The sequence below is a fragment of the Kangiella aquimarina DSM 16071 genome (genome assembly GCF_000374105.1).
GTDB lineage: Bacteria > Pseudomonadota > Gammaproteobacteria > Enterobacterales > Kangiellaceae > Kangiella > Kangiella aquimarina.
The window spans coordinates 1794894-1807514 of record NZ_KB893650.1 but is presented as its reverse complement, the minus strand read 5'-3'; the positions used below and the strand labels follow the sequence as shown (position 1 = coordinate 1807514).

General features: G+C 41.7%; 12 protein-coding genes. 5 read left to right on the top strand and 7 right to left on the bottom strand.

Features of this window, described 5'->3' with window-relative positions:
* Positions 1–38 precede the first annotated feature (38 nt).
* Both B158_RS13025 and B158_RS0108655 read left to right on the top strand, forming a co-directional pair.
* Positions 39–989, top strand: a complete 951-nt coding sequence (locus B158_RS13025; protein ID WP_228127082.1) for a mechanosensitive ion channel family protein — start codon at positions 39–41, stop codon at positions 987–989.
* An 11-nt stretch (positions 990–1000) separates the two neighbouring features.
* Complete coding sequence (locus B158_RS0108655; protein WP_018624976.1) at positions 1001–1972, top strand: zinc transporter ZntB; 972 nt, start codon at positions 1001–1003, stop codon at positions 1970–1972.
* Between the two features lie 59 nt (positions 1973–2031).
* Here B158_RS0108655 and B158_RS0108650 read toward each other — a convergent pair whose 3' ends face one another.
* A complete protein-coding gene (locus B158_RS0108650; protein WP_018624975.1) occupies positions 2032–4011 on the bottom strand; it encodes a pyridoxal phosphate-dependent decarboxylase family protein in 1980 nt (659 codons plus the stop codon).
* A 102-nt stretch (positions 4012–4113) separates the two neighbouring features.
* Positions 4114–4485 carry a putative zinc-binding protein gene (locus tag B158_RS0108645; RefSeq protein WP_018624974.1) on the bottom strand — a complete coding sequence of 124 codons (372 nt, stop codon included), beginning with the start codon at positions 4483–4485 and terminating at the stop codon, positions 4114–4116.
* A 221-nt stretch (positions 4486–4706) separates the two neighbouring features.
* Here B158_RS0108645 and B158_RS0108640 point away from each other — a divergent pair, with 221 nt between their 5' ends.
* From B158_RS0108640 to B158_RS0108630, 3 genes are all read left to right on the top strand, one after another.
* Positions 4707–6746: a ribonucleoside triphosphate reductase gene (locus tag B158_RS0108640; RefSeq protein WP_018624973.1), complete on the top strand. Its 2040-nt coding sequence runs from the start codon at positions 4707–4709 to the stop codon at positions 6744–6746.
* Positions 6747–6841: 95 nt separating this feature from the next.
* Positions 6842–6979 carry an anaerobic ribonucleoside-triphosphate reductase gene (gene nrdD, locus B158_RS0108635; protein ID WP_026309329.1) on the top strand — a complete coding sequence of 46 codons (138 nt, stop codon included), beginning with the start codon at positions 6842–6844 and terminating at the stop codon, positions 6977–6979.
* Positions 6979–7728, top strand: coding sequence for an anaerobic ribonucleoside-triphosphate reductase activating protein (locus B158_RS0108630; RefSeq protein WP_018624971.1), 750 nt, complete (start codon positions 6979–6981; stop codon positions 7726–7728). Before nrdD ends, B158_RS0108630 begins: the two co-directional genes overlap by 1 nt.
* Before the next feature lie 13 nt (positions 7729–7741).
* Here B158_RS0108630 and B158_RS0108625 read toward each other — a convergent pair whose 3' ends face one another.
* The 5 genes from B158_RS0108625 to B158_RS0108605 form a co-directional block, all read right to left on the bottom strand.
* The gene (locus tag B158_RS0108625) at positions 7742–8464 is read right to left on the bottom strand and encodes a Crp/Fnr family transcriptional regulator (protein ID WP_018624970.1); all 723 of its coding nucleotides are present in this window, start codon (positions 8462–8464) and stop codon (positions 7742–7744) included.
* Between the two features lie 46 nt (positions 8465–8510).
* Entirely contained in the window at positions 8511–9815 is a 1305-nt protein-coding gene (locus tag B158_RS0108620; RefSeq protein WP_018624969.1) for an alginate export family protein, read from the bottom strand.
* A 102-nt stretch (positions 9816–9917) separates the two neighbouring features.
* Complete coding sequence (gene trhP, locus B158_RS0108615; protein ID WP_026309326.1) at positions 9918–11234, bottom strand: prephenate-dependent tRNA uridine(34) hydroxylase TrhP; 1317 nt, start codon at positions 11232–11234, stop codon at positions 9918–9920.
* 14 nt (positions 11235–11248) lie between these two features.
* Positions 11249–12070 carry a phenylalanine 4-monooxygenase gene (gene phhA / locus B158_RS0108610; RefSeq protein WP_018624967.1) on the bottom strand — a complete coding sequence of 274 codons (822 nt, stop codon included), beginning with the start codon at positions 12068–12070 and terminating at the stop codon, positions 11249–11251.
* A 3-nt stretch (positions 12071–12073) separates the two neighbouring features.
* Positions 12074–12613 carry a VOC family protein gene (locus tag B158_RS0108605; protein WP_018624966.1) on the bottom strand — a complete coding sequence of 180 codons (540 nt, stop codon included), beginning with the start codon at positions 12611–12613 and terminating at the stop codon, positions 12074–12076.
* Between the last annotated feature and the right edge of the window lie 8 nt (positions 12614–12621).

Here is a 12621-nt window from a genome sequence, read left to right as displayed (position 1 = left end):
CCACTTTGTTAAGCACGCTTTCAAAATTTGAAGAGATAATGAGCAAGCCTCTTATAAGTTTAAAAGAGGGGTCAAGTATTAACCTTTGGCAGCTGTTACTTGCTTTATTGTTTGTCATTATTGCATGGCTTGTCAGTCGTTTTGTGGCGAAGTTTATTGGTCGTAAGATCCTCAAAATGATGAACATTAGTGATGATAATGTCATCATTATTCAGCGGCTCGTTTTCTTTGTGATGCTCGGCATTATTGTCATTACGGTCCTGTCCTTCCTCAATGTTCCTTTAACAGCATTTGCCTTTATTTCTGGTGCGATTGCCATCGGTGTTGGTTTCGGTGCAAAGAACGTCATGGATAACTTTATCAGTGGCTGGATATTGATGTCAGAACGCCCAGTTCGGATTAATGATGTGGTTGAAATGGATAGCCAGCTGGGAAGAGTCATTCAAGTCGGTAACCGTTCTACCATGATTCGACGAATTGATGGTGCTCATATGGTTATCCCAAATAGCACATTACTCCAATCCAACCTTATTAACTGGACTCTTGTCGATCCTAATATTCGTAACTCAATTAAAGTTGGTGTTGCTTATGGGAGCGACGTAGAAAAAGTTAGAGACATTCTATTCGACATTTTAAGCAACAACGAAAACGTACTAAAGGATCCTGAGCCATCGGTAATATTTGAAGACTTTGGTGATAGCGCATTGCTCTTTGAGGTTTGGTACTGGGCACAGATTAATACCATTAGGGAGCTACGTGGTATCCGCAGTGATCTGAGGTTCGAAATTGATAAGAAATTCCGTGAAAACGACATTGTTATCGCATTTCCACAAAGAGATGTGCATCTGCATTTTGCAGATGACGTTGCTAAGCAACTTGCTAAAAAACTTGAAAGCTCAGGCTCTCAGCAATCTATTGAAGATAAGTCCAAAGGTGAGCAAGCTGAAGGCTCGGTTGAAGAAACTGAAAAAAGCCATAAACAGAGCTAAGGATAGTCGATATGACAGAAAAATATCATCCACCGATTATAAGCCTGCATTTAAATCGTAAAGGAGGGTTAGTCAGCCCCGATTCAATTGATACGATGCAATCAGGTGAAACATTGACTTGGCATCATATTAATTATACTTCTCAAATAGCTAAAGATTGGCTCGACCAGGAACCTCGGGTCAACGAGGTGGCGCAGGATATTTTGTTACGCGCAGAAACTCGCCCACGCTTTTACATGGAAGATAGCTTTATGCTGATGTGTTTACGTGGTGTAAACCTCAATCCTGGTTCACAGCCGGAGGATATGATATCAATCAGGCTATGGATTACGGAAGATACCATTATTTCCAGCTGTAATCGCCATAGCTGGTCGATTTCCGATATTAAGCAGGCTTTAGAGCAGGGAGCAGGCCCAAAGACCAGCGGTGAGTTTATTTCTTTGCTGGTGGAAAGATTGGCAATACGGGTTGAAGAGTTTTTCGAAGAAATTGATGTAAATCTCGATAAGCAGGAAGATACATTAGTTGGTATGGGTTTTGATGAATTTTATGCGCAAATTAGTCACCTACGACGCCAGAGTGCGACCATCAAACGCTACTTAACACCACAGAAAGATGCCCTGGAAAAATTGTATCGTAGTCAAAGTCCATTTATCACCCGACAAGATCTAGACAATATCAGAGATGACCTCGATAAATTTACTCGGTTATTAGAGGATATCGAATTAACACGTGAACGAACCATTGTCTTGCAAGAAGAGTATCTCGCAAGAATTGCTCATCAGCAAAATAGCCGCTTATATGTTCTAGCGATAATTTCAGCAATATTTTTACCACTAACATTTTTAACCGGTATGTTTGGTATGAACGTAGCGGGATTACCCGGTCTGGAGCAGGAAAACGCTTTTATCTATGTCTCTATATTTTGCATCGTTATTGCCGTCGCACTGCTTGCTTGGTTTAAGTATAAAAAGTGGTATTAGAGAGCTTTTGTGTGACATATCTATATCTAGCCATGTCACACAAGAGTTATTAATCTTGTCTATGCGATATCCAAGTATTTCAAAATTAGTGACTCAAGATAGTCACAATACTTAACCACATAATCATTGCCATTAGTGTCATTAGCTAACCATGGATTCATTATGGTATGGCGAAGCAACATGACACGATCACTTTCAAGAGTTTTGTTTTTAACTTCTCTAACAAAATATTTTTCCTGGACTCCCAGCATGTCGCACAACTCTACTGCATGATGGTCACTGATATTCTTACGCATGATCTGTGTACTGGAACCGATAAACTCACGATCCTTAGGCGAGCTGTCTCTGGAGATTTTTAAGTGCTGATAAATTTGCTTAGTGAAGTCATTCAAGTAGGTAATGGATTTATTACCTACTGGATTAATGACGATACAGATCAAATTTGTATCAGGTGTGTATGGTAAACATAGATTTACTCGACTTTTGATTTTGTCTTTTAACTCAAGCAGTTTGTCGTAAAAATACTCCGATGTCTTAATGCTTTGTCGAATAACTTTACCAAAATTTTTGTAGTCCAGTGGCAATACTTGATTGGTAACATAGCTAGCAGCAGCTACCGAGCCAGGTTTAGAGCCTTCCAAGATGTATTGTCCCAACTTTTCAAACTGCTTAGTCGCAGGTGTTTCTACCGACTTGTCCATATCTTCAAAGACATAGGGAGCTTCCTGTGTCAGCAGGTCGGTAATATTCTGATTGCGACTGATAAAGCCGCCGGCTCCAAACGGAAGGTAGCCAAGTTTATGCGGATCGATAGTAACTGAGTCTACATCTTTAACACTTGTTATTGAGTTAAATACTTCCTTCGAGGGGAAGTATTTGAACATTTTCTTGGCCTTACTATGACTTATAGTTGAACCATCTTGCTGGCGGAACATGCTTGCAAGGTAACCACCCCATGCAGCATCGACATGAACATAAAAGTCCAAGCCTTTTGCACTAAACTCATCTCGTAACTCTAGAATTTTATGGATGGGATCTACTGTGCCAAACTCAGTGGTTCCCAATATGCCAACACATGCCAATATAGGAATATTTTTACTTAATGCGCCCTCAAGAGTTTTTCGCAAGGATTTCACATCTAGTCGCATATTGGAATGAACTGGAATCTTAACCAATTGATCTGAACCGAAGCCCATCACGCGCATTGCTTTTTGCCAGCTGTAGTGTGCAGAGCCAGGCACCAGGACTAATGGCTGCTTAAGCCCAAGGTGATTAGAATAGAAGTAGGCTGGACCTACGCTTTCAATTCGATATTGTTCTACGCAGTCATTAAAGCTTTCAGCTACCTCTGGATAAGCAGCACTTATGGCTTTTTCTGTTTCATGTTTTAGACTTAAAACGTTATCAATCGATAAGTTAGTCAATTGCCATAAATTGGCTTCTGCCAGCTTGCCATTAAGAATAATACTGTTCGGTAATTTCAGTTCTAGCTCTTTTACTGCTTCAGCAAGAGCAACGGGATAATATTTTGCAGCTCTGAAATTCCAGAGGCTTTCATAGTTAGCAACTGTTCCACCTGACGTTAAATGGCCCCAGGCGCAAGGTGATTTCGTTTCATCAGTATTAAAGCCAAACATGTCAGCAAACTGTTTACCCACCTTGAGTTCCAAATCAACAGTCACCGTTGCTGCTTCAAATGATACATTATTGGGGTTATATAGAGTCGTAACCATTTGCGCTATTAAACCCGGCATCATCAAATCGGAACACATGTGCCCGATATAACGTGGACTAAAGAATGGAACTGACTGTTTAAGTGATGCGGTTAATTTATGCAGTTCAGTTCGCATTTTTGCTATCGCTTCCTGATACTCGGGAGACTGTGAAGCAAAAGTTGAAATTGCTGGTAAATCTTCGGGGTGAATATTTCTGCGCCAATAAATATGGTCCCGCAATAACTCTGTTAGAACCTTTTCGAAAACGTCATTGTTTTCTCCATAAGGCCCTAAAAAGTATGGTGCTAAAAATTCTAAACTCATGATCTTTTATCCTAAGATGTTTTAAACAGAGTAGTGCGATTCACCCAAGGGCGTATTGATCATAATCAACAAGAATGCTTTTGGAGATTAATCTATCAGAAACTAGGTATTTGAAAGCTCTTCTGCCACCAAACGAATTTTTATAAGCAGGTCATTTACAGTATCTTTCGAAACTGGCTGGTTATAACGCTTCTTATAGCCATACTCGGTCAATACCAAATGCTGTTCAGGTGTTACTCCGTGATTGGACAGACAGGCCTTGGCACAGGCCAGATGGCAGCCATCAATTGCGATAATTTTCCTTCCAGATTTAGCTTTTTTTACCAATGAAGGAACATTCCCACCGACGCCTGCAATACACGACATCTCCGCTTTCTGCTCCTCATTAAGAGTAACTGCTATGTGATTTGCCGTTTGCGCCAGGTTTGAACAGCCTGAGCATGAATAAACAAGAGGTTTCTCGTTAGTTGCCATTAAACACCAACCAAAATGTCTCTGTTAGCTGGCTGGCCAATGTAACGCTTACAAGAGATTTAGCAATTGATCTGAGTCAATCAGGGTGCAGCAAAAATATAGTTCTTAGTTGAGCTAGATCAAGGATAGCTATACCACATATTGATTAAATCAATTTCGAAAACACAATATATTGAATCTGATTGGTTTTAAAACCAGCAGAGACGAACGGAGATAACGATATGGGTATAGAAACAGAAAAGGCACCGATGCCACTCAAGATTGTAAAGCGGGATCTAACAGAAGCCAAATTTGAACGCGCTAAAATTTATGAAGCGATACTTAAAGCAGGTAAAGCATCAGGAGAATTTGAAGCTGATATTGCTGATAAGATGACTCGTCAGGTTATTGATGTTCTGAGCTTTCGATTTACAAACTTAACCGTCCCAACGGTCGAGCAGGTTCAGGATATTGTTGAGCATTGTCTTGCTGTGAATCGATATTTTGCTACGGCAAAAGCTTATATTCTTTATCGCGAAAAGCATAAGCAAATACGTGAAAATAAGCGTACGCTTTTAGATATTACCTCATCCGTAGAAGAGTATTTATCGGGCTCCGACTGGCGCGTCAAAGCCAATGCTAATCAGGGGTATTCGCTAGGAGGGTTGATTTTAAATGTTTCTGGAAAAGTCATTGCCAACTATTGGCTTAATCATATTTACGAACCGGAAATCGGGCAGGCTCATAGAAACGCAGATCTGCATATTCATGATCTTGATATGCTCGCAGGTTACTGCGCGGGCTGGTCGTTAAGAACCTTGTTACACGAAGGTTTAAATGGTGTACCTGGGAAGATTGACTCCGGTCCGCCAAAGCATTTATCCAGCGCTATTGGCCAAATGGTAAATTTTTTAGGCACTTTGCAAAACGAATGGGCTGGAGCACAGGCGTTCAGTTCCTTTGATACTTACCTGGCTCCTTATATTCGTAAAGACGCCATGAAGTATGAGGATGTGAAGCAGTGTATTCAGGAGTTCATTTATAACCTTAACGTACCCTCGCGCTGGGGAACACAGACACCATTTACCAACATTACCTTAGACTGGGTTTGCCCTGAAGATCTTCGTGAGCAAATACCGATTATAGCCGGTGAGGAAATGCCATTCTCTTATGGAGATCTGCAAAAAGAAATGGAAATGATTAATCGTGCCTATATTGAAGTTATGATAGAAGGTGATGCTAAGAAACGTGTCTTTACCTTCCCAATCCCAACTTACAATATTACGCCTGATTTTGATTGGGAATCTGAAAATTCAGATTTACTGTTTGAGATGACGGCAAAGTACGGATTGCCATATTTCCAGAATTTCATTAATTCAGAATTATCACCCAACATGATCCGCTCCATGTGCTGTCGATTACAGCTGGATCTCAGAGAGCTGTTAAAACGGGGTAATGGATTGTTTGGTTCGGCAGAGCAGACGGGGTCATTAGGCGTTGTAACCATCAACTGTGCGCGACTGGGCTATCTATACAAAGGTGATAAGAAGGCTTTACTGGATCGTATTGATGAGTTGATGCTAATGGCTAAGGACTCTTTGGAAGTCAAACGCAAAGTTATTCAGCACTATATTGATAGTGATTTATTCCCTTACACCAAACGCTATTTAGGCACGCTACGTAATCACTTCTCGACGATTGGTGTTAATGGTATTAATGAGATGGTTCGAAACTTCACCAATGATGAGCATGATATTACTTCAAAAGAAGGTCATGCATTAGCCATTGAGTTACTCGATCATGTTCGTGCGCGTATGGTGCAGTTCCAGGAAGAAACCGGACATTTATACAACTTGGAAGCCACTCCGGCAGAAGGTACCACTTATCGCTTTGCCAAAGAGGATAAGAAACGCTTCTCGGACATTATTCAGGCAGGCTATGAGGACGCACCTTACTACACTAACTCATCACAGTTACCAGTAGGGCATACCGATGATGCATTCGAAGCGCTTGAGCTTCAAGATGAGCTGCAAAGCAAGTATACCGGTGGCACAGTACTGCATCTGTATATGGGTGAGCGAATTTCAAGTGCCGAAGCCTGTAAGAAAATGGTGCGCAAAACCTTAACCAATTTCAGACTACCTTATATCACCATAACGCCAACATTCTCGATCTGTCCTGTGCATGGCTATTTGCAGGGTGAACACGAATATTGCCCTCGATGTGATGAAGTCCTGGTTCAAAAGTCAGGTGGGCAGAATAGTGAAAAGGTGTGTTGCTGATGTTTGAATTTTATTTACAGGATGCTGAATTAGTGAATTTGTATCACTCAAATAAGTATGACCTAAAGCTTTCAACCACAAAGGAGAAATCTACTATGCAACTTAATAATCAAGACCGTCAAAAGTGCGAAGTTTGGACACGCGTCATGGGCTATCATCGTCCAGTGTCAGCCTTTAACAAGGGCAAACAATCTGAGCACAAAGAGCGGCAACACTTCAAAGAGCGTGCCTAATGCTCAAAGTGGCTCAACCTATAAGTAATGTCGAACACGAGGTTACTTTGAGAGTAGGGGGCTTAACGCCCCTTACGACTATTGATTACCCTAACCACCTGTCCTGCGTTGTCTATTGTCAGGGCTGCGCCTGGCGCTGTCGCTATTGTCACAACCCTGAATTAATTCCTACTCAGGCCGATCAATCGTATGACTGGCAGTCTCTAATAGAATTTTTGAATAAGCGCAAAGGCCTTCTGGAAGCAGTGGTGTTTAGTGGTGGCGAACCGCTATTACAGTCAGCTCTGGTGCAGGCAATAGCAACCGTAAAGAACATGGGATTTAAAGTTGGTTTACATACCGGAGGTTCAGCACCGAAGCGATTTAAAGCAATTCTTCCAAATGTGGACTGGGTCGGTTTTGATGTCAAAGACTTACCAGAGTATGGAGATGCCATCATACGAGTTAATGGAGCTGCCGAGGCTAATTGGCAAAGTCTGGATATGCTGCTGGAAAGTGGTGTGGATTACGAATGTCGTACAACTATTCACTGGAATTTAACCAATCCAGAACGGGTATTAAAGCTGGCAGAAACACTTGCCGAAAAGGGTGTGACAACTTATAACTTGCAAATAGCTCGTAACAAAAACACTCTTGATAAAAGTTTGCAAAACGATGAATTTGCCTACTCTATGATTGATAAACAAACCCGTCTGCAGCTTTGCGCTGCTATAGAACCCTTATTTGAGAAGTTTAGGTGGGTTGAGTAACGGGTTTGTTGATTTATAAACTAGCTACTCCCTCACTGGATTCTAAGTAATACTCTGATAAGCGATCACGCTGCAAAACCGTTACCTTACCATTACTAAAGGAAAATACATTTTCATCTTCAAATTTCTTTAGTAATCGGGAGAAAGTTTCAGGTCGAATGGATAACTTTCCGGCTATAGATTTTTTTGAAATATTGATCGGGAATGTTCCACCATCTTCAATATCATGCGGCATCATGTCGTAGACAAAGCGAGCCACACGCTGTGAAGCATCCAGCACCGTCAGCATTTCTATTTCATTAATGTGGCCACGCATTTTAAGGCAAATATTACCAAGCATCTTCATGGCAAGGTCACTGTTGTTATGTAGTAAGTTATAAAAGTACTCGCTGGGTACTGCTAAAATTTGGGTGCGCTTTGTACTGGTAGCATTTATTGGGTAGAACTTTTTTTGCAAAAACATTAAGGCTTCTGCAAAAGTATCGTTGCCATTCACGAACTTTATGATTTTTTCTTTACCTTCGGTTGAAATCAGATGCAGCTTGACTTGCCCGTCAAGTACCAGGAAAAAGTACTTGGCGGGCTGTCCCTGACTGATTACCGGTTTGTTTGGCTTAAAGTAGGTCAGTTTACTGATGGATAGTAGCTTCTGTAACTGTTCATCGCTGAGACAGTTAAACATGGCATTGCGGCGCAGTGTCGGCGCCAGGTTTGTAAGTTGCGTAGCTTCCATCATAATCTCTCTATATTTATTTAAGCCAAAAAATAGTCATGTCAAATACTTAAAAGTTAGCTACTAACATGAGCCATACTTTTCGTGTATCGACGGAATAACCATCCGATGAATAGTCAGCCAACTTAGCTACAAATGTTAAGTTTTCATCAATTTTGGCGGTATAGTTGACTCCAATTTCAGAACCATAATCTTGCGAAGTGGCTTCGGCCTTGAAGTCGTGATAAACCAATCCAAATGATTGCATAGAGAACTTTGCGTTAACTGCGAAATAAGTATCTTCAATGCCTGCGTCTGGTGTTACTAAGAACTGATCAGCCCAGCCCTGGAACTTATGTTTAGTGGCTAAAGGAGTTTGGAATGCCTGTCCTGATACCGAGTCATCACCAGACAGGACTTCCTGTGCAATGATGAAGTTGATATTTTGCATTTGGTAACCAACTTCCAATAACTGATAGTCGGTATCTAAATTGGTTGGATTATCTTCATATTCCGATTGCTTCGCATATTCAGCATTCACAAAGAAGGGAGTGTCAGACGTCGGCTTTAGACTGTAGCGCGCACCAATGGTTTTGGTTGAACTTAATGGAGTTTCCTTAAAGTCCAGGAAATATCCATAGAAGTTTAGGCTCATGTTATCTAAGAATGACCAGTCATAATTTACGAAGTGACTGCGTGTATCAACATTTCCATCGGTAATAGTGTTGATGTTGTTTACATAAGCGTAGGTAAGGTTGGTATTGTTGATGGACTTATTATTAATCAGAACACCATCATAGGTCTGTTCATTCTGACGCCAGCCCACGCCACCGACAAAACGTTGCGTGCCTAAGTTGATTCTTTGGCGGCCAGCAATCACTTTTGTGTTATCGAAACCACTGTAGGTCAATGCAGCCTGATTGATTTCTGTAGCTTCTGGATCGGCTACTACAGAATAATCGGTATTACCGTTTAATGTGCTGTTGTAGTCATCTCTGTTGGTTACAGCGCTGACATTATCAACCTCAAGTTTAAAGCTGAAATCGTTATAGGTCTGGGTATCCAGTGTTACCCTGGAAAGCAGGGTAGAAGCGGTTGCATCTTCCAGTGCATTATCTTGATCAACATCCTCAAGGCGATAGCGGAAATGCCACTTAACCTCAGTGTTTTCAAGCGACTCCGCAAACGAGGTTGCCTGCTCTTGAGATTCATTTGCCTGTGCAAAATTGCTGCTAAGCAACAAGGCACTTGCAACTGCAATGGTGATTTTTGTCAGATGAGTCATAGTCAGCTCCAATAAGCTATTTTTGTTTTCGGCATTAGATACCTTACCGAAATAAATCAACGCCACTTTGATATATGTCAATAAATGCATTTTTAATGCATCTTTATGGAAAGATCTTTGCCTGTGTCTGAAAACAAATGGGCGGAAACACAGGTCCGCCCCTACCTGAAGCGAGTAATAAACTACTCGTTTCTACAAATTCTTCATTAACAATGGCATAGAGTCGATATTGTTTGTAGTCATGCCATCCGGTAGCCGTATAACAACTCGATGGCCTGAACCTGGAGCAATATCTATAGACTGCCCCTTAGTAGACTCCATATCATTGAGCTGAAAGTACTGGTTTCCATGTGGTGTCATGATTTCCAGGGTATTACCGACTTCAAAACGATTTTTCACCTCAACTGTTATGGTGTTTTCGCTTTTATCACTTATCTCACCGACAAAGAGCTGGCGGTCGCGAATTGAATTGCCCGTTTCATAGTTTTGATACTCATCGTGTACGTGCCGACGGTAAAATCCTTCGGTGTATCCTCTGTGCGCCAGTTTTTCAAGCTCATCCATCAGCTTCATATTGAAGGGTTTCCCTGCCACAGCATCATCAATGGCCTGGCGATAGACCTGGGCTGTCCGGGCAACATAATAGTGTGATTTGGTACGGCCTTCAATTTTGAGAGAATCAATACCCATGTGTGTAAATTGATTAACGTGCTGCACCGCGCGGAGATCTTTTGAGTTCATTATGTAGGTGCCATGTTCATCTTCAAACACCGGCATATACTCTCCAGGACGTTCCTTTTCCTGTAATAAAAATACAGACTGAGGGTCGACTGTTTGCACAGTTGGCTCTGATTGGCTTACTGCAATAATATCGCCAGCTTCGTTTTGTGTTGCTTCATGCAAATCGTATTTCCAACGACAGGCATTGGTGCAGGTTCCCTGATTAGGATCACGATGATTAAAATATCCAGAGAGTAGGCAGCGTCCAGAGTAGGCCATACACAAAGCACCGTGCACAAACACTTCAAGTTCCATCTCGGGACAGTGGGTTTTAATTTCTTCAATCTCTTTGATCGATAATTCGCGGGATAAGATGACTCGCTTGATACCTTGCTGATACCAGAACTTTACCGTTGCATAGTTGGTTGCATTAGCCTGCACAGAAAGATGGACTTCCTGTTCTGGGTAAGCCTCACGAACCATCATTATCAGCCCGGGATCGGACATGATCAAAGCATCTGGATTTAAGGCGATCACTTCCTTGATATCATCCATAAAGGTTTTGATTTTGCTGTTGTGAGGCGCAATGTTGCTGGCTATATAGAACTTTTTACCTTGCGAATGAGCTTCTTCGATGCCAATGGCGATATTATCCAACCCAAAGTCATTATTACGCACTCTCAGGCTATAACGAGGTTGTCCTGCATAAACCGCATCTGCACCGTAGGCAAAAGCATAGCGCATGTTTCTTAAAGTCCCAGCAGGGGACAGTAGTTCAGGTATTTTCATAAGTGAGGATTGAATTAGCAGTCGTGTTTTATTGAATGGTTACTCTTCGGTTCTTCTGACTTTGCGGGAAAGTTTGCTGCAAAATCACCAAGCTCCATCGCTTCATGGATACGTTCAATAATGTTGCTGTCCATGATGTTATAGATATCTTCAAATTGCTTAATGATAAAGTAAGTGGTTTGCAGAATATCGATCCGATAAGGGGTTCTTAATGCAGTCATGAGTTCGAACGGTTTGCGAACAGGCTTGTTACTTTCCAAGCTATAGACTGTTTCTTCAGTAGAAGACAGAATTCCGGCACCATAGATTTTCAGATCATTGTTAGCCTGTTGAATTAATCCAAACTCAACCGTAAACCAAAACACACGAGCCAAATAGACTCGCTCCTGTTTAGAGGCAGCCAGGCCGAGTTTACCGTAGTTTTCTACAAACTTTGCGAATACCGGATTGGTTAGAAGCGGGCAGTGCCCATAAATTTCATGGAAAATATCAGGTTCCTGTAAGTAATCAATTTCTTGACGAGTTCGAATAAAGGTTGCAGCTGGAAATTGCTTATTGGCTAATAATTCGAAGAACTTACCAAACGGTATCAAAGCTGGAACTGCAGCAACTTCCCAGCCAGTTTCTTTGCGTAGAACACGGTTAATGTCAGGTAACTGAGGAATACTGTTACTGGACATTTGAAGGCGTTCAATGCCATCCATATAAGCGTCACATGCACGTCCTTTAATAAGCTCCATTTGCCGCTTATAAAGGATTTCCCAAGTGCCATTTTCTTCTTCGGTATAAGCGACAAAGTCTTTTTCATCGGGCGTTTTAGCTTGATAAGCGCTCATGGTTTATACCTCGGCAAACTCTTCGCTATGCAGCCAGTCAGCGTGTTTAGGAGCTTTTTTAGTTTTGCTCCATTCTTCCAACATATCCCACTTTACTTCATCGAGCTTTCGCATCATGTCATCAGTAGCGGTCACGCAGGTAAGTTCTAAGCGATGACCGTTCGGGTCAAAGAAATAAATCGACTTGATGATCTCGTGGTTTGTCGGGCCAAGTACTTCAATACCATGCGCTTCGATTTCTTTTTTCGCTTCCATTAAGGCATCTTCATCCTTAACGCGCAGTGCAATATGCTGTACCCATTCTGGGGTATTAGGGTCTTTACCCATCTGTGGTGAGTTAGGCAACTCAAAGAAAGCCAGTATGTTTCCGTTACCAGCATCCATAAACAGGTGCATATATGGGTCGGGTTCTTTAGTAGAGGGTACTCGGTCTTCTGCAATTGCCAGAATGAAGTTCATGTTCAAGACTTTGGTATAAAACTCGACGGTTTCTTTTGCATCATTGCAGCGATAGGCCACGTGGTGTATCTGTTCAATTTTCATATTATTCT

Bases quoted from the DNA above. Each gene is read 5' to 3' on its own strand.
- B158_RS0108655 (WP_018624976.1), top strand. From the start codon at position 1,001: ATGACAGAAAAATATCATCCACCGATTATAAGCCTGCATTTAAATCGT.
- B158_RS0108625 (WP_018624970.1), bottom strand. From the start codon at position 8,464: ATGATGGAAGCTACGCAACTTACAAACCTGGCGCCGACACTGCGCCGC.
- B158_RS0108630 (WP_018624971.1), top strand. From the start codon at position 6,979: ATGCTCAAAGTGGCTCAACCTATAAGTAATGTCGAACACGAGGTTACT.
- phhA (WP_018624967.1), bottom strand. From the start codon at position 12,070: ATGAGCGCTTATCAAGCTAAAACGCCCGATGAAAAAGACTTTGTCGCT.
- trhP (WP_026309326.1), bottom strand. From the start codon at position 11,234: ATGAAAATACCTGAACTACTGTCCCCTGCTGGGACTTTAAGAAACATG.
- B158_RS0108620 (WP_018624969.1), bottom strand. From the start codon at position 9,815: ATGCATTTATTGACATATATCAAAGTGGCGTTGATTTATTTCGGTAAG.
- B158_RS0108640 (WP_018624973.1), top strand. From the start codon at position 4,707: ATGGGTATAGAAACAGAAAAGGCACCGATGCCACTCAAGATTGTAAAG.
- nrdD (WP_026309329.1), top strand. From the start codon at position 6,842: ATGCAACTTAATAATCAAGACCGTCAAAAGTGCGAAGTTTGGACACGC.
- B158_RS0108645 (WP_018624974.1), bottom strand. From the start codon at position 4,485: ATGGCAACTAACGAGAAACCTCTTGTTTATTCATGCTCAGGCTGTTCA.
- B158_RS13025 (WP_228127082.1), top strand. From the start codon at position 39: ATGAGCAAGCCTCTTATAAGTTTAAAAGAGGGGTCAAGTATTAACCTT.
- B158_RS0108650 (WP_018624975.1), bottom strand. From the start codon at position 4,011: ATGAGTTTAGAATTTTTAGCACCATACTTTTTAGGGCCTTATGGAGAA.
- B158_RS0108605 (WP_018624966.1), bottom strand. From the start codon at position 12,613: ATGAAAATTGAACAGATACACCACGTGGCCTATCGCTGCAATGATGCA.